This window comes from Pseudoxanthomonas sacheonensis (assembly GCF_010093305.1).
GTDB classification, from domain to species: Bacteria; Pseudomonadota; Gammaproteobacteria; order Xanthomonadales; family Xanthomonadaceae; genus Pseudoxanthomonas_A; species Pseudoxanthomonas_A sacheonensis.
Genome location: NZ_PDWS01000020.1, coordinates 31,766 through 48,297, shown reverse-complemented (window position 1 = coordinate 48,297; position 16,532 = coordinate 31,766). Strand labels below are relative to the sequence as shown.

Annotated in this window: 16 protein-coding genes and 1 pseudogene; 11 read left to right on the top strand and 6 right to left on the bottom strand. The window is 65.5% G+C overall.

All coding sequences use genetic code 11. The features are described from left to right. Positions 1-5 precede the first annotated feature (5 nt). A complete protein-coding gene (locus CSC73_RS15525) occupies positions 6-494 on the top strand; it encodes an asparaginase domain-containing protein (protein WP_163842053.1) in 489 nt (162 codons plus the stop codon). 294 nt (positions 495-788) lie between these two features. On the opposite strand, the gene CSC73_RS15520 is transcribed toward CSC73_RS15525, so the two are convergent. Then, the gene (locus CSC73_RS15520; protein WP_163842051.1) at positions 789-3,140 is read right to left on the bottom strand and encodes a S8 family serine peptidase; all 2,352 of its coding nucleotides are present in this window, start codon (positions 3,138-3,140) and stop codon (positions 789-791) included. Positions 3,141-3,489: 349 nt separating this feature from the next. Then, positions 3,490-4,041 carry a putative Fe-S cluster assembly protein SufT gene (sufT, locus tag CSC73_RS15515; RefSeq protein ID WP_163842048.1) on the bottom strand — a complete coding sequence of 184 codons (552 nt, stop codon included), beginning with the start codon at positions 4,039-4,041 and terminating at the stop codon, positions 3,490-3,492. Between the two features lie 214 nt (positions 4,042-4,255). Between sufT and CSC73_RS15510 the strand changes: the two genes are divergently transcribed. Continuing rightward, a complete protein-coding gene (locus CSC73_RS15510) occupies positions 4,256-4,675 on the top strand; it encodes a hypothetical protein (RefSeq protein WP_163842045.1) in 420 nt (139 codons plus the stop codon). Between the two features lie 92 nt (positions 4,676-4,767). Here CSC73_RS15510 and CSC73_RS15505 read toward each other — a convergent pair. Next, positions 4,768-6,135 (bottom strand): annotated as a pseudogene (locus tag CSC73_RS15505) (NAD(P)(+) transhydrogenase (Re/Si-specific) subunit beta); the annotation flags it as partial. A gap of 47 nt (positions 6,136-6,182) precedes the next feature. Continuing rightward, positions 6,183-6,494 (bottom strand): NAD(P) transhydrogenase subunit alpha part 2, encoded by a 312-nt coding sequence (locus CSC73_RS15500; protein ID WP_093287578.1) that lies wholly within the window; start codon positions 6,492-6,494, stop codon positions 6,183-6,185. A gap of 128 nt (positions 6,495-6,622) precedes the next feature. Here CSC73_RS15500 and CSC73_RS15495 point away from each other — a divergent pair, with 128 nt between their 5' ends. The 4 genes from CSC73_RS15495 to CSC73_RS15480 are packed head-to-tail and all read left to right on the top strand — an operon-like array spanning position 6,623 to position 8,356. After that, a complete protein-coding gene (locus CSC73_RS15495) occupies positions 6,623-6,958 on the top strand; it encodes a hypothetical protein (protein WP_163842040.1) in 336 nt (111 codons plus the stop codon). Between the two features lie 3 nt (positions 6,959-6,961). Beyond that, positions 6,962-7,540, top strand: a complete 579-nt coding sequence (locus CSC73_RS15490; RefSeq protein WP_425502334.1) for an RNA polymerase sigma factor — start codon at positions 6,962-6,964, stop codon at positions 7,538-7,540. Continuing rightward, the gene (locus CSC73_RS15485) at positions 7,537-7,908 is read left to right on the top strand and encodes a hypothetical protein (RefSeq protein WP_163842038.1); all 372 of its coding nucleotides are present in this window, start codon (positions 7,537-7,539) and stop codon (positions 7,906-7,908) included. Before CSC73_RS15490 ends, CSC73_RS15485 begins: the two co-directional genes overlap by 4 nt. 4 nt (positions 7,909-7,912) lie before the next feature. After that, on the top strand, positions 7,913-8,356 hold the full coding sequence (locus tag CSC73_RS15480) for a DUF3106 domain-containing protein (protein ID WP_163842035.1): 444 nt from the start codon (positions 7,913-7,915) through the stop codon (positions 8,354-8,356). A gap of 172 nt (positions 8,357-8,528) precedes the next feature. On the opposite strand, the gene CSC73_RS15475 is transcribed toward CSC73_RS15480, so the two are convergent. Both CSC73_RS15475 and CSC73_RS15470 read right to left on the bottom strand, forming a co-directional pair. Next, a complete protein-coding gene (locus CSC73_RS15475; protein ID WP_163842032.1) occupies positions 8,529-9,623 on the bottom strand; it encodes an NAD(P) transhydrogenase subunit alpha in 1,095 nt (364 codons plus the stop codon). Positions 9,624-10,127: 504 nt separating this feature from the next. Next, on the bottom strand, positions 10,128-12,428 hold the full coding sequence (locus CSC73_RS15470; RefSeq protein WP_163842029.1) for a DUF1631 domain-containing protein: 2,301 nt from the start codon (positions 12,426-12,428) through the stop codon (positions 10,128-10,130). A 163-nt stretch (positions 12,429-12,591) separates the two neighbouring features. Between CSC73_RS15470 and CSC73_RS15465 the strand changes: the two genes are divergently transcribed. From CSC73_RS15465 to CSC73_RS15445, 5 genes are all read left to right on the top strand, one after another. Then, entirely contained in the window at positions 12,592-13,197 is a 606-nt protein-coding gene (locus CSC73_RS15465) for a nitroreductase family protein (protein WP_163842027.1), read from the top strand. Next, positions 13,190-14,113: a 5'-3' exonuclease gene (locus CSC73_RS15460; RefSeq protein ID WP_163842024.1), complete on the top strand. Its 924-nt coding sequence runs from the start codon at positions 13,190-13,192 to the stop codon at positions 14,111-14,113. Before CSC73_RS15465 ends, CSC73_RS15460 begins: the two co-directional genes overlap by 8 nt. Positions 14,114-14,212: 99 nt before the next feature. Beyond that, complete coding sequence (locus CSC73_RS15455; protein ID WP_163842019.1) at positions 14,213-14,764, top strand: NUDIX hydrolase; 552 nt, start codon at positions 14,213-14,215, stop codon at positions 14,762-14,764. Continuing rightward, entirely contained in the window at positions 14,757-15,536 is a 780-nt protein-coding gene (locus CSC73_RS15450; RefSeq protein ID WP_163842017.1) for an N-formylglutamate amidohydrolase, read from the top strand. The genes CSC73_RS15455 and CSC73_RS15450 overlap by 8 nt, the downstream gene beginning before the upstream one ends. Before the next feature lie 109 nt (positions 15,537-15,645). Beyond that, positions 15,646-16,512 (top strand): transglutaminase-like domain-containing protein, encoded by an 867-nt coding sequence (locus CSC73_RS15445; RefSeq protein WP_163842014.1) that lies wholly within the window; start codon positions 15,646-15,648, stop codon positions 16,510-16,512. Positions 16,513-16,532 lie beyond the last annotated feature (20 nt).

Genomic DNA, 16,532 nt, shown 5'->3' with positions numbered 1-16,532 from the left:
GCGAAATGGAAGAACTGCTGATCGTCACCACCGGTGGCACCATCGACAAGATCTACTTCGACGACAAGTCCGACTTCCAGGTGGGCGATCCGCAGATCGGCCGCATCCTGCAGGAGTTGGGGGTGGCGTTCCGCTTCAATGTGATCCCCATCATCCGCAAGGATTCGCTGCACATCAGCGACGCCGACCGCGAACTGGTGCGCGACACCATCGCCGCGCAGTCCGCGCGGCACGTGTTGATCACCCACGGCACCGACAGCATGGTCGCCACCGCCAAGGTGCTGTCCAGCATCGAAGGCAAGACGATCGTGCTGACCGGCGCGCTGAACCCCGCGCGCTTCCGCGGCTCCGACGCCGAATTCAACATCGGTTGCGCGGTGGGCGCAGTGCAGTCGTTGCCCGCTGGCGTCTACATCGCCATGAACGGGCGCATCTGGGACCCGGCCAAGGTGCGCAAGAACGTTTCCGCCAATCGTTTCGAAGCTGCGGATTGATGCGTCAAGAATAAAGCGAGAACATCTTGATTTAGTAGGGGATGCCGCAACTTCTTTCCCCTCTCCCCTTGCGGGAGAGGGTCTGCTTTTGATCTTCCGGCTTGTACTTAGCACCCCGGAGACGGAAACAAAGCACGCTCGCTGCGCTCACGCTCCCCTCTCCTGCCCTTCGGGCATCCTCTCCCACAAGGGGAGAGGAACAACATCAATGGCAACAGAAAAGACTCCTCCCGCAGACAAAAAGAAACCCCGGCTCGCGCCGGGGTTTCCACTCGCCTTCCTGGCGGCCTTCGATCAGAAGGTGACGCTCCAACTGTTGATGTAGCCGGTATCGCCACCGGCGTTGTCGTTCACGCGCAGGTTCCAGGTGCCGTTCAATGCTTCGCTCGACAGGTTCACCGTGTAGGTCGAGTTGATGTTGTCGGCGCTGCCGCCGCTGCGGTTGTGAAGCACGTACACGCTGCCATCGGGAGCCACCAGATCCACCTTCAGATCGCCGATGTAGGTGTGCACGATATTCACCGCCACCGAAGTGCTGGCCAGTCCGCTGCCGCTGCGGCCGGAGACGGTGATGGGGCTGTTGACCGTGGTGTTGTCGCCGATGGCCACATCGGTGCCGTTGGTGTAGGTCTGCGTGCCGCCACCGCCGCCGGTGGTGTAGCTGCCGGTCAGACTGACGCCGGAGAAGGCCGAGTAAGCCTTCAGGCGGACGTAGTACGTGCCTGCGGTCGGCGTGGCGAAGGTGCAGGTCTCGGCGTTGCCGGACTTGTACGGACGGCAGTCGTAGACCGTGTCGGTGGGCGCGCTGCCCGACTTGACGTACAGGTCGGCATCGCCGGTTCCGCCGGAAGTGGCGATGTTGAGATTGCTGGCGCCGGCCGGCACTACGATGGTGTAGTTCAACGATGCGCCCGCCGCTGCCGCCAGGCCGGTTACCGGCACGCCGTTCTGCAGCACGGTACCACCACCGCCCGAGCTCACCGTGACCGAACTGGTCTTGGTGTTGGTGGCGCCGCCGTTGTCGGTCACCGTCAGGGTGACGGTGTAGGTACCTGCGGCCGAGTAGGTCTTGCTGGGGTTGGTGGCCGTGGAAGTGGTGCCGTCGCCGAAATTCCAGCTGCGCGAAGCGATGGTGCCGTCGCTGTCGGTGGAAGTGTCGGTGAAGCTGACGGTAAGCCCGCTGGCCGAGGAGGTGAAGTTGGCCACCGGATTGACGTTGCCACCGCCACCGCCGGCCGCATCCACCGCCGCCTTGGCGTCGGCGATACCGGCGCCGATCGGCTGCGAGGGCGTGGACGGGAACGGACGCGCCGAACTCTTCAGCAACGCTTCGACCTGCGCCGGGGTTTTCGGCGTGGCCGAGACGGCCTGGATCAACGCCACCACGCCGGCCACGTGCGGAGTCGCCATCGAGGTGCCGCTGTAATTGGCGTAGGTTTCCGAACCCGGTGTGGTGGTGCCGGTGTTGAGCGTGGACATGATGGTCGAACCCGGAGCGGCGATATCCACGCCCGCGCCGTAGTTGGAGAAGCTCGAACGCGCGCCGGTGCTGGTGATCGAACCCACCGCCACCACGTTGGCGCAATTGGCCGGCGAAGCGTTGGACACGTTGGTGTTGTCGTTGCCCGCCGCTATGACCAGGGTGGTGCCGCGGCCGACCGCGCCATTGATCGCCGTCTGCGTGGTCGAACCGCAGGCGCCGGAACCGCCCAGGCTGAGGTTGATCACTTCGGCCGGGTTGGCATTGGCCGGAACGCCGCTGACCGTACCGCCGGAGGCCCAGGTGATGGCGTCGGCGATGTCGGAGTCGTAACCGCCGCAGGTGCCCAGCACGCGCACGGGAACGACTTTGGCGCTGTAGGCCACGCCCGCCACGCCCTTGGCGTTGTTGGTCACCGCCGCGACCGTGCCGGCCACGTGGGTGCCGTGCCAGCTGGAGTTCTGCGCGGCATGCACGCCGCCGCACTGGTTGGCGGTGACCCAGTCACCCGGATCGCTGGGATCGCTGTCGCGGCCGTTGCCGTCGTTGGACACGGTGGTGTCGATGATGAAGTCGTAACCCGGCAGGATGTTGGCGTTGAGGTCGCTATGGTTGGTGATGCCGGTGTCGAGCACCGCGACTACGGAGCCGGCGCCGCTGGTGACGTCCCAGGCTTCGTTGGCGCGGATGCCGGCGTCGGAGTCCTGGTAGCCCCACTGCTGGCTGTAATTGGTGTCGTTGGGGGTCAAGAAAGGTTTGTTGAGTTTGTCGACTTCGATGTATTCCACGTTGGGGTTGCTGGCCAACTGACGCATCAGCGATTCGGCTTCCACCCGGTCCAGTTTGCGGTCCGAACGCACGACATCGGCGCCTACCGCCAGGCGGCGCAGCTGCCTTACTTCCAGAGCGCGGCCCGCCTTGGCAGGAACGGCGCGGGTCGCCGATCGCAGCGCGCTGTCCAGCGACGCCGCGCTGACGCGCTCGGTGCTGCCGTCGCGGTATTTGACGATGAACCGGTCGAAGCTGTTCTGCTCGGGAGAATGCAGCCCGCTGACATCAACGCGGCCTGCCGCCATGGCGGGCAACGCGCACATCGAGGAGATTGCGATAGCGGTGGCGCTGGCCAGCACATGCATACGCAGACGACGCTTTGAGACATCTGACATTGAAGTTCCCTCTACAAGTGAGTGGTGCCGCTAACGCGGCTGCTTCGGGAACGGCCGTGGCTTGGAGCAAGGGTGGGTACGGCCGTTTCCGCTGGTGGGATACGCCGAAAGCGCATCCTGAGCCGAACCTAACCGGGCGTACGGTATGCGCACAAGACATTCCGGTGAGGAATCTCACCGAATCGAGCGCAGATATCTCTAAATGTGACGGTAACCGGTTTCAAATGTTACTAACCGGCCTTGCGGCGTGAAGGCCGTGTGAGCAGAGTCCGGTAATGGAACCGTTTGCATGCTGCGTCACGGAGCCGCATTGCGCGGCCCGGGGCCTGTCAAAGCTGTTGGGCGAGCCTCAAAGCATTCCCGTTTCCAGCTTGGCCGCTTCCGACATCATGTGCCGGCCCCACGGCGGGTCGAAGACCAGTTCGACATCGGCCTCGGCCACGGTGGGGATGAGCTCGAGCTTGTTGCGCACGTCGTCGACCAGGATCTCGCCCATGCCGCAGCCGGGGGCGGTCAGGGTCATCTTGACCTCCACTTCGCGCTGGCCGTCGCCGCGATGGCGCAGGTTGGCTTCGTAAACCAGGCCCAGGTCCACGATATTGAACGGGATCTCCGGATCGAAGCAGGTGCGCAGCTGTTTCCAGACCAGCTGCTCCACCTCTTCGTCGCTGGCGTTCTCGGGCAGGCTCAGCGATTCGGCCGGCTCCTTGCCTATGGCGTCGCCGTCCACCCCCGCGATGCGGAACAGGTTGCCTTCCACGAACACCGTATAGCTGCCGCCCAGCGCCTGGGTGATGTAGCCGAAACTGCCCGCCGGCAAAGTGACGCTGTCGCCTTGGGGCACCAGGACGGCGGCGCAATCGCGCTCGAATTGGACCGGTTCGCTGCTACGGGAGTACATGACAACCAGATGGGGGCCGCGCGGGCTGGCGCAAGCCGTCATTTTAGCCCGCCTGCCCGCTGCGCAGCGGGGCGAGGCGATCTGGTGAGGGCAACGGAGTGTTCCGGAGCGGACAAACCGCGGATGGCCGCCATTGCGGTGCCGACGATGCGGCGCTTTTTCCTCACGCTCCTGCGCGGCGACCCGTATCCTATGCCGTCACCACGGAGCCCCGATGCAAGAAGCCCAACCCAACACACGCCCCGCACGCTGGCTGGCCCCGGTGATGCTGCTCCTGGGGGGACTCTGCTTCACCGTGGTCTGGATCATGTTGTCGGTGTACACCGGCAGGACCTGCGGCTGGATGGCCGTGCTGGGAGCGCTGGATGCCGCCGTGATGCTGCGGCTGGGCGGAATGCCGCGCGGCGCGGCACGCACGCTGCTGGCAGTACTGGCGACGGTAGCTATCCTGGTGCTGGCCAATTGGGGCGTCGCGGCCACGCAGATCGGTTTCTCCATGGGACTGAACCCATGGGATTCAGCGCTCAAGCTGGGTATGGACTACGCCTGGACGCTGGCCGGTTTGGCCAATCACATGGTGGACCGCGTGTGGATGTCGGTGGCGCTGGTGGTAGCGGCCGTAGCCGCGCGCTGAAATTTCCGACGCTTTGTAGAGCCGAGCTTGCTCGGCCGCTTTTCTGGATCGCCGCGAAGGGCAGCCGAGCAAGCTCGGCTCTACAAGGCGGGCTAATGGCCGCCATCAAGCGCCTTGAGTTCGCTCACCAACGCGCTGGCCATTTCCGCGCCGTCGCCATACAGCATGCGCGTGTTGTCGGCATAGAACAGCGCGTTTTCGATGCCGGCGAAACCGGTGCCCTTGCCCCGCTTGATGACGATGGTGTTCTTGGAATCGACCACGTCCAGAATGGGCATGCCGTAGATGGGCGAGGCCGGATCGGTCTTGGCCACCGGATTGACCACGTCGTTGGCGCCGATCACCAGCGACACGTCGGTGTTGGGGAATTCGGGATTGATGTCGTCCATGTCGGCGATCAGGTCGTAGGGCACGCCGGCTTCGGCCAACAGCACGTTCATGTGCCCCGGCATGCGCCCGGCGACCGGATGGATGGCGAACTTCACCTTCACCCCGCGCTCCATCAACCGCTGCGCCAGCTCCCAGATCTTGTGCTGCGCCTGGGCCACGGCCAGGCCGTAGCCGGGCACGATCACCACGCGTTCGGCGAAGGCCATCATCGCCGCCACGTCGCCGGCTTCGATGGGCTTCTGCGAGCCGCTGATTTCCTGCATTTCGCCGCTGCCGGGACCGAAGCTGGAGAACAGCACGCCGCTGATGGGGCGGTTCATGGCCTTGGCCATCAGCCGCGTCAGCAGGATGCCGGCCGCGCCGACCATCATGCCGGCGATGATCAGGGTTTCGATGCCCAGCACATAACCTTCGAAGGCCACGGCCAGGCCGGTGAACGCGTTGTACAGCGAGATCACCACCGGCATGTCGGCGCCGCCGATGGGCAGGGTCATCAGGATGCCCAGCGCCAGCGCGACGATGAAGAAAGCGATGATCCACGGCGTGCCCAGCGTCCAGATTGCCATGACGCCCAGCACCACCGCCGCCAGCGCGACCAGCGCGTTGAACCACTGCTGGCCCGCGAACGTGTAGCGCTTGTCCATGCGCCCATCGAGTTTGGCCCAGGCGATGATGGAACCCGACAGCGACACCGCGCCGATCAGCGCGCCCACCACCGCCAGCACCAGGGTCACCCGTGAAGGCGAGCCGCCCATGGACGAATAGCGCAGCAGTTCCACCGCGCCGATCGCCGCCGCCGAGCCGCCGCCCATGCCGTTGTACAGCGCCACCATCTGCGGCATGTCGGTGATGGCCACGCGATTGGCCGAGATCCATGCCGCCGCGGTGCCGATGGCTACTGCGGTGAAGATCAGCAGATGGTTGTGCAGCTCGGGCAGCAGGAAGGTGGCGGCGGTGGCGATCAGCATGCCCAGCCCTGCCCAGCGGATGCCGCTGCGCGCGGTCATCGGCGAGGCCATGCGCTGCAGGCCCAGCAGGAACAGCATGGCTGCGACCAGGTAGCTCAGTTTGACGAAGGTCGCCAGCACCTCTGGTGTGATCAAGCTCATGGCTGGGCTCATGGCTGCGCCCCCGGCTTGCCGGCCGGTTTCTTGGAGGACTTGAACATGTCCAGCATGCGCTCGGTGACCACGTAGCCGCCGGCGGCGTTGCCCGCGCCCAGCAGCACGGCGACGAAGCCGATCACTTTTTCCAGGGTGGTGTCGGCATGGCCCAGCACGATCATGGCGCCGATCAGCACGATGCCGTGGATGAAGTTGGAGCCCGACATCAGCGGGGTATGCAGGATCACCGGCACCCGCGAGATGATCACGTGACCGGCGATGGCCGCCAGCATGAAGATGTACAGGGCCACGAAACCGTCGCTCATCCACTCTCTCCTCGGGCACTGCGCCCCGCCCGCATCATAACCGGCCCCTGAATCCGTTGGCAGCAAGGTCAACCGTTCGCCGGGAACAGCGTTTCCTTCCCCGAACCCACCACACCAAGGACGACGCGATGAAATGCAAACCCGTGCTGTTGTTCGCCGCATTGCTGCTGGGCATCGCCGGCACCGCTTCCGCCCGCGACCTCGGCGACCGTGTCGACCATCGCCTGGACCGCCGGGGCGACCGGGTGGAACAGCGGCTCGACCTCAAAGGCGACCGGATAGAAACCCGCTATGACCAGCGCGCTGCCTGGGCCGATAACCACGGCCATGCGCGCGCGGCCGATCGCCTGACAGCGCGCGGCGATCATGTGGACCGCCGGCTGGACCGCAAGGGACAGCGCGCCGACAACCGTCTGGACCGTCGCGGCGACCGCTTCGACCGCCATTGGGACCACAGGCACTAAGCTGTGCTGGTGAGTGCCGACATCAGCCAGGCTGGCTTCGACCAGCAGACCGGGAACGCCGCGCGTCCGCCTGCGGCGACGCTGGAACTGTTCCTGGCCGGTATCGGCACCCGTGCGTTCCGCTTCGCCGAAGCCGGCCTGCGCAGCCGCGACGACGCACTGGATGCGGTGCAGGACGCGATGATGAAGATGCTAGGCTACCGCGAGCGTCCCGCCGCCGAATGGACCCCGTTGTTCTGGAGCATCCTGCGGCGCAAGATCGTGGACGTGCAACGGCGCGGCAATTTCCGCCTGCGCTTGTTCGCTCCGGCCAACGAACGCGGCGAGGAAAGCCTGATCGACTGGGCCGACTCCGCCGCCGGACCTTCGCAAGCCCATGACCAGCGCGAAGCCTATGCCAAGCTGACCCTGGCCCTGCGCAAGCTGCCGGCGCGCCAGCGCGAAGCTTTCACCTTGCGCGTGCTGGAAGAACTGGACGTGGCCGATACGGCCCAGGCCATGGGCTGTTCGGAAGGCTCGGTCAAGACCCATCTGTCGCGCGCGCGCGACGCTTTGCAGAAACAACTGGAGGATTTCCGATGAACCCGGGAATCGAAGAACGCAACAACGAATTCGACCGCGACATGCGCCAATTGCATGCGGCCGCCGTCGCGCAGGTTTCGCCGCAGACGCTGGCCCGGCTGCGCGTAGCGCGACATGCCGCGCAAACCGCACCCAAGCGCGAGCACGTCTGGCGCTGGGCCGCTGCTACGGCATTCTCCGCAGTGCTGGCAGTGGCCTTGGGCGTGCAGTTCCTGCCGCGCTCGGGCACCGTGCCGACGGCGCAACCCATAGTCGCGGCCGTGGACAACGACGATGAGTATGGCGACAGCGTCGCCGCGCTGGACGAAAGCCCCGACCTGTACATGTGGCTGGCTTCTTCCGAAGCCGAGCCGCTGGCGATGGAGTAACCGCATGAAGACCGTTCTTCCCCGTTCCCTCGCGCTTGGCCTGCTGTTGCTGGCCGGCAACGCGCTGGCGCAATCGGCACCTGCGCAGCCGCTGCCAGACTGGGACAAATTGACCCCGCAGCAGCGCGATGCGTTGATCGCACCGGTGCGCGAGCGCTGGAACAGCGATCCCGACGACCGCCCGCGCATGCTGGAGCACGCGCAACGCTGGAAGAGCATGACGCCCGAGCAGCGCCAGCAGGCGCGCAAGGGCATGCGCCGTTACGAGGGCATGAACCCCCGCCAGCGCGAAGAGGCGCGCGTGCTGTTCATACGCATGAAGGACCTGCCGCCGGAGCAGCGCAGGAAATTGCGCGAGGACTGGAAGAACATGACGCCGGAACAGCGTCGCGTGTGGATACAGAAGAATGCGCCGAAGGAGCCGTTGCCGCCCTTGCCGCCTCGATGAGTCCAAGCCGATGGCTTCAGCTGCAGAGCCGGCTTGCGGCACCATCGGCCGGATAGTTCCGCTGGGCTACGGATACACCCGTATCAAGGGTCGTTATCCCGGCGAAAGCCGGGATGACGGCCTGGATTATTACGATTGGGCCGCGAATCCGCTTCCCGCTTTCAACTTATTTTCATGCCGCCGCAACCGCTTCCGGCCACCGCGTCTTCGCGAGCAGCTCATCGTTCCAGTCGAAATCGATCGCGCCCTCCTTGACGAACAAGGAAACGAAATTGAACACGTTGCGCGAATACATCTCGCTGGCGTGCACCGCGCCCATGCTGGCCAAATTGAGCGGACCGGCGACGGTCACCCCGTTGTGCGCGATGGTTTCCCCCGGCCGGGTCGCTTCGCAGTTGCCGCCCGTTTCGGCAGCCAGATCCACGATCACACTGCCGGGCTTCATCGCCTCCACCATCGGCATGGTGATGATCTTCGGCGCAGGACGCCCTGGCACGGCGGCGGTGCACACCACCACGTCGATGCCCTTCAGGTGCTCGGCCAGGCGGCGTTGCTGTTCGGCACGCTCCTCGTCGGTGAGCTGGCGCGCATAGCCGCCCTCGCCCGCCGCGCTGACGCCCAGGTCCAGGAACTTGCCGCCCAGCGATTCGATCTGTTCGCGCGTTTCCGGGCGCACGTCGAAGCCCTCCACCTGCGCGCCCAGGCGCTTGCTGGTGGCGATGGCCTGCAGGCCGGCCACGCCGGCGCCGACGATCAAGACCTTGGACGGACGGATGGTGCCGGCCGCGGTGGTCAGCATGGGGAAGAAGCGCGGCGCCAGCTGCGCGGCGATCAACACCGCCTTGTAGCCCGCCATGCCGGCTTGCGAGCTGAGCACGTCCATCGCCTGCGCGCGCGTGGTGCGCGGCAGCTTTTCCAGCGGAAACGAAAGAATGCCGCGCGCCTTGAGCGCCTCGCCGCGTGCCGCGTCGGCTTGCGGCTGCAGCATGCCGACCAGGGTCGCACCCTGCTTCAATTGTCCGATGGCCGCAGGATCGGGCGATTGCACGCAAAGCACCAGATCGGCCTGCGCCGGCGTATCGGCCGTCGCCAGCTGGGCACCCGCATCGAGATAAGCCTGATCGACGAAACCGGCGCCGAGTCCAGCACCGGGTTCGACCTTGATGCTGGCGCCGGCAGCCACCAGCTTCTTCACCGTTTCCGGAGTGGCGGCCACGCGACGCTCACCCGCCGCCGACTCCTTCAACACCAGCACTTCAATCGCCATGTTCCCCTCACCGGTCCGATTCCAGACTGCCGATGCTAGCAAAGCGCGGGGAAGAAGGCCGATTTGCGGGAAAGGGGGCTTTGGCTTTGGCTCAACCACCCCCGTGAGGCGCGGCAAGCGGGCCGGGATCAACCCCGCAGGGGCGGCGCACAGGGATGTGCGCCGTTTCCGGAGGCGCAGGATGCGCCTTACGGAAATTCCCGGCCTGCTTGCGGACCCGGTGGCTTCATCGCCGGGCGCGACGTTAGAGCCTGCCCCGTACTTGATACGGGGGCGGCTTTCTTTTGGTTACTTTTCTTTGCCGTTCAAAGAAAAGTGACTCGCGCAAAGCGCGAAACGCTTTTGATCTGCTTCTGAGACAGTAAAGCAAAAAAGCAAGATCAAGATGGATCCCAGCTTTCGCTGGGATGACGTCCGATTCTTTCCGGCTTGTGCGTAGGTCGCCGGGTCCCGCCTTAGCGAGGATGACGATTCATGAGAATCTGAGACGAAGGCGAGCGGAAATCAGGCGCCGACGGCCGCCTTTTCCGGGTCCAACCGCTCGATCACGCCCTGCATAGCGCTATCGAACGCATCCTCTTCCTCATGCGTGCGCAGCCGCCCCATGCGCACCATCATCGCCAGCTCTTCCGGCGAGGCCACGCAGAAACGCACCCCGCGGCGATTGACGAACAGCAGGCGCGAAGAAATCGGGCTGACCCACGACAGCTTGCCGGCCTGCACCTTGTTGTCCTTGTCCACGAAGTCAAGCCACGTGCCGATCGCCAGCGAGCGGAAATGGTCTGCGTCGGTGCTGTCGAAATCCAGCGTATCGGTGCCTCCGACCAACTGGATGGAAACCGAATCGTCCTCCGCCACCTTCGGCAGCGCGACCTGCGGCAGCTCGGGAAGCTGTCTTTCCAGGTCCGGGCGCGAAGCCGCCACCGCCTGCAAAGTGTCGTGCAGCGCATCGACCGCGGAACTGGCGGCATCGGGATTCATGCCCACGCTGGCGAACACCTTCTGCAGCGAAGGCCGCCAGCTTTGCAGCCACGGCTTGCCGATGATCTGGCGCTGCGCTTCGGTGAGCTCCTCCATCAATCCGTCGGCCAGGGCCAGCGCATCGCGCAAACCATCGCCGTCCTCGCCTTCGCGCAGCACGGTCATGGTGACGTGGTGGGCCCAGGGCTGGCGCATGAAATCGTCGATGGCCTGCGGCACATGGCGGCCGTCCAGGCGGGCGGACAGCTCTTGCGCCATGCGCACGCGCGCACTTTCCAGGCGTTCCTGGCCGCTCTGTATTTCCGCGGCGCGGCGTTCGGCGATCTCGATGCGGCGCTTGTGCTGGCCCAGGAAATCGCGGAATTCCTCTTCCAGGGTCAGGAAAATGGCGAGGTTCTCGTTGAACTCGGCGGTCAGGCGGTCCACCACTTCCTCGACCTTGGTCATCAGGGTGCGCTCGGCCGCGCTCTCGCCGTTGTTGCCTTCGCAAGCCTCGGCCAACACATTGAGCAAGCGCCGCGCCGGGTGGGTCTTCTGCACGAACATGCGCCGATCCAGCAACGCGACCTTGACGAAAGGAACCACCAGCCGGCCGATCAGCTCGCGCGGGCGGCCTTCCAGATCGCGCTCGTCCAGCATCACGTCGAAAAGCATGCCGACCAGATCGATGGCGTCCTCGTCCACCGGCGCCAGGCGCGCGGTCGAAGGATCCACGCCCAGTTGCGTGGCGCCGCTGAGCACTTCGCTCTTCAAGCGCTGGGCCAACGATTCGCCGGTATCGCCGATGGCCGCGCGCAGCGTTGCGCTGGGCGTGCTTTGCAGCAGGGAAAGCACCGACAGCATTTCGCGCTGCGACAGCGGACGGTTGTCCCCGCCGGAGGAAGCGCGCGCGGGTTCGGCGACCTCGCGATTGCCCCGCGATTCCTGCAGCAAGTGGTGCAAAGCCTCCAGCAGCACGCCCTGCGCCCCACCGGCGTAGCCGGAAGGGCCATCGCCGAAACTGCCATGCCCCATGGACGCCTGCATGCCGCCTTTCATGCCCGCCATGCGGTGGGTGAACCGCGCGGCCCAGGCAGGTGCGCTGGCTTCGTCTTCCTCGGCCATCGCCTCCCGCTCCATCTCGCGGGTCATCTCCGGCGCGCGCTGCGCCGGCCGGGCGGGCGAACGGGTAGCAGGCATCTCGGGCATCACCCCCGATTGCACGAGTCGTTGATCAAGCGCTTCGTAGATACGGCCGATGCCGGGCACCAGGTCGCGCTCGCACAATTTGATGACCACCAGGCGCACTTCCAGCGAAAGCTCGCAGGTAGCGAAGGCTTCGTGGATGGCGACGCCGATATGTTCCGGGCCGATGGGGTTGTGGTCGTTGTCCAGCACCAGGTTGCCGGCGATCCATCCCAGCCGGCGGTCCAGGCGCTGCAGCACCGGCTTGCAATCGCGCATGATCACGCTGGCCAGGTTGCGTGCGGCCAGCCGCGACTCCAGCTCCTGGTCGGAAATCAGGCTCAGCCCAGAGCTGGGTTCGGCCAGCGCGCTTTCCATCGAAAGCGGCTCGCCGGCCTCCAGCGATCGCCAGGCTTTCTCGAGATGCGTACGGAAACGACGGATGATTTCATCCCGGCGGCGGCGCAGTTCGCGCATCGCATCCAGAAACGCCATCTGCGAATGGCCGGCGCGTTCGGCGCGATCGAACAAGGCGTCGTCGAAGCGGCCAAGGGCCACGGCGAAGGTATCCACCAGCGGAGGCACCACGGTGACGCGCGCTTGCTCCAGCAACCGCGAATCGCGCCTGTAATGCTCGGCGTTGTGAGTGCTGCTGGACATGCTCAAGGTTCCCCGCCTTGGCAGGCGATTTGTGTCGGGGGCTGGACAGGATCGGAACTCCTAGTCCCACCCGCACAGCTTAGGGAATCGCGGTCTGCGGCAACCGTGACCCGTTAGGCACTTTGATGCCGTGCAACATGCATGAAACGCTAAACTAGCCCCCATGACCACCCCGAACCCATTGCAATTCCTCGATAGCCGCCTTTCCGTCCCCTCCAAACAGCTGACCGAGCCCGGTCCCGACGACGCCACCTTGACGCGCATGCTGCGGGCCGCGGTGCGGGTGCCCGATCACGGCAAGCTGGTGCCCTTCCGCTTGCTTCGCATACAGGGCCTGGCCCGCCATGCGCTGGGCGAAGCGCTGGTCGCACGCACCCTGCAGCGCGATCCGCAGGCGCCTGCGGCGGCCATCGAGAAGGAACGCATGCGCTTTTCCCATGCGCCGCTGATCATCGCCGTGATAGCGCGGCTCACCCCGGATCACAAGGTGCCAGAGCAGGAGCAACTGCTCAGCGCCGGTTGCGTCTGCTTCGCGCTGCTGCAGTCGGCGCAGGCGCTCGGTTTCGGCGCGCAATGGCTGACCGGTTGGGCCGCCTACGACGAAGCGATCGGACGGACCCTGGGCCTGCGGGAAAACGAAAAGGTCGTCGGTTTCATCCATATCGGCACACCCAAGCTGGATGTGCCCGAGCGCGAGCGCCCACAGGTCGCGGCCTTGCTGAGCGACTGGCAGCCACCGTCGGTGGTGAGCACGTCGAACCATGCCTGAAGCAATGGTCGCGCCCAAGCCCCTGTATCTGGTGGACGCCAGCCTGTACGTGTTCCGCGCCTGGCATTCCATGCCCGACCAGTTCCACGATGCCGATGGCTGGCCGACCAATGCGGTGCATGGCTTCGCGCGCTTCGTGCTGGAACTGCTGGAACAGGAGCGTCCGCAGAACATCGCCATCGCTTTCGACGAAGCGCTGGACAGCTGTTTCCGCAACAAGCTGTATCCGGCCTACAAGGCCAACCGCGACCCTGCGCCGGAAGAACTCAAGCGCCAGTTCACCCACTGCAAGGCGCTGTGCGCCGCACTGGGCCTGAACGTGCTGGCGCATAGCGAATACGAGGCCGACGACCTGATCGGCAGCGCGCTGCACTTCGCCCGGCCGCGCGGCTTCCGCGGGGTCATCGTGTCGGCCGACAAGGACATGTCGCAATTGCTGATGGAATCCGACGAGCAGTGGGATTTCGCCCGCGGGCAGCGCTGGGGCATGGCCGGGGTGAAGGCGCGCCATGGCGTGGAAGCCGCCCAGATCGCGGACTACCTGGCGCTCACCGGCGATGCGGTCGACAACATTCCCGGCGTCACCGGCATCGGCGCCAAGTCGGCGGCGATCCTGCTGGCGCATTTCGGCAGCCTGGACGTTCTGCTTGCGCGTATCGACGAGGTAGCCTTCCTGCGCCTGCGCGGCGCGGCGCAGATGGCCGTGCGCCTGCGCGAGCAACGCGAACATGCGCTGCTGTGGCGGCAACTGTCGACCATCGCGCTGGATGCGCCGGTGGACGGCGCGGAACCGGACTTCGTCCGCGCCAGCGTCGACGCCGGCATGCTCGATGCGCTTTCCGAATCGCTGCGCTTCGGCCCGATGACGCGCCGGCGGCTGCGCGCCGCCGCCGGCCTTGCCGACAATGCCTTGTAGGAGCGGGCCCTGCCCGCGACCGGGGCTTTCCCAGTGAAGCTTCGTCGCGGGCAGGGCCCGCTCCTACATCGGTTCTTATCTTCCCGTTAGCATGTACGCATGAACGACAAGACCGCATCCCCCAAGACCGTCTACGAAGGCAAATACCTGCGCATGTTGGAGCGCGGCACATGGGAATACGTGGAACGCACCCACGCCACCGGACTGGCCGCGATCATCATCGCGGTGACGCCGGAGGACAAGGTGCTGTTCGTCGAACAATTCCGCGTGCCGCTGCAGGCGGCGACCATCGAGATGCCGGCCGGACTGGTGGGCGACATCCATGCCGACGAATCCATCGAGATATCGGCGGTCCGCGAGCTGGAAGAGGAAACCGGCTGGACCGCCGCGCACGCGGAAGTACTGATGATCGGTCCGACCTCTTCGGGCATGGCCAGCGAAAAGATCGCCTTCGTCCGCGCCACCGGCCTGACCCGGGTCGGCGCGGGGGGCGGCGATGGCGACGAGAACATCACCGTCCACGAGATCCCGCGCAAACAGGCCGCCGCGTGGCTGGTGCGCAAAATGGCCGAAGGCTACGAACTGGACGCCAAACTGTGGGCCGGTTTGTGGATGATCGACCATCACCTGGACGGCGCGCCGCGTGGATAGCCTGGCGACGTTGCTGGGCGCGGACGATCCGGCCCCCTTCACCGTGCATCGCGAACATGGCGATTCCCCTTTCGTACTGATCGCCGACCATGCCGGACAAAAAATCCCCGCGCGCCTGGGCGATATGGGCCTGACGCAGGCCGAACTCGATCGCCATATCGGCTGGGACATCGGCATCGCCGGCCTGGCCGAACGCCTCTCGGAAAAGCTCGACGCCTTCGCCATCCTGCAGACCTATTCGCGGCTGGTGATCGACTGCAACCGTCCGCTGGAAGCGCCCGGCTCGATAGTCGCGGTCAGCGATGGGACCACAATTCCCGGTAATGAAAGCTTGGACGACGACGCCAGGACCGCACGCGCGTTGGAGATCTTCGCGCCCTATCACGCGCGTATCACCCAGGAACTGGATCGCCGCAGCGAAGAGTCACCCGCACCGGTGCTGGTCTCGCTGCACAGCTTCACCCCTGTGTTCGCAGGCTTCGTGCGGCCCTGGCATACAGGCGTGCTCTATCACCGCGATGCGCGCCTGGCCCATGCCTTGCGCGACGCGCTGCGTGCGGAGGCGGGACTGGTAGTCGGCGACAACGAACCGTACGCGGTCAGCGACACCAGCGACTTCGCCGTTCCGGTGCATGGCGAGCAGCGCGGGCTATTGCACGTGGAGCTGGAAATCCGGCAGGACCTGATTGACGATGCAGCGGGACAGGAAGAATGGGCCGAGCGGCTGGCCCGGATTCTGCCTGCACTGTTGCCGGATTTGACGCACGGCTGATCCGCTTCTGCTACAACGGTGCTACCCCACGCTTCCAGCACCGCTATTCCGCCCGTTGCACCTGCACGGTGCGATGCAGTGCCGGCGGCTCCATGCCCCGGAGTTTCCCGTGCTGATACGCCTCGGTTTCGAAATCACCCACCGCTTCCCCGAACCGACGCCGATGCTGCTGACCTTGAACGTGCACGATTCGCGGCGCACGGACATCGCCATCGCCAAGGAACTGCAGACTTCGCCGGCCGTTCCGCTGCAGCAGTACCACGACGGCTTCGGCAATCTCTGCACGCGGCTGGTTTCGCCGGCCGGGTCCTTCACCGTGTCCTCGGATGTCGTGGTGCGCGACACTGGCTGGACCGATGCGGTGGTCCCCGACGCGCAGCAGATTCCGGTCTATCAATTGCCGGATGAAACCCTGGTCTACCTGCTGGGCAGCCGCTACTGCGAGACCGACAAGCTCGCCGAGCAAGCCTGGGATCTGTTCGGCCATACGCCCACCGGCTGGGCGCGCGTGCAGGCCATCTGCGACTACGTGCACAATCGCATCCAGTTCGGCTACGAGTTCGCCAACGCCACCAAAGGCGCCGCGCAAGCATTGCAAGAAGGGCGCGGCGTGTGCCGCGATTTCGCTCATTCGGCAGTGGCGCTCTGCCGCTGCATGAACATCCCGGCGCGCTACTGCACCGGTTACATCGGCGATTTCGGCGTGCCGCCCAGCACGGCGCCGATGGATTTCTCGGCCTGGTTCGAAACTTTCCTCGACGGCCAGTGGTACACCTTCGACGCACGCCACAACTTCCCGCGTATCGGCCGCGTGCTGATCGCGCGCGGACGCGATGCGGCCGACGTGGCGATCAGCAACACCTTCGGGCCGAATACGCTGGAGAAGTTCGAGGTGTGGTCGGAGGAAACCTTCGTGGAAGCGTTGATTCCTCGCGAACCCACCGCCACGCAGGAGCTGCGTAAGCTGCGACTGTGAAGATGGGCTGCCGGTTGCTG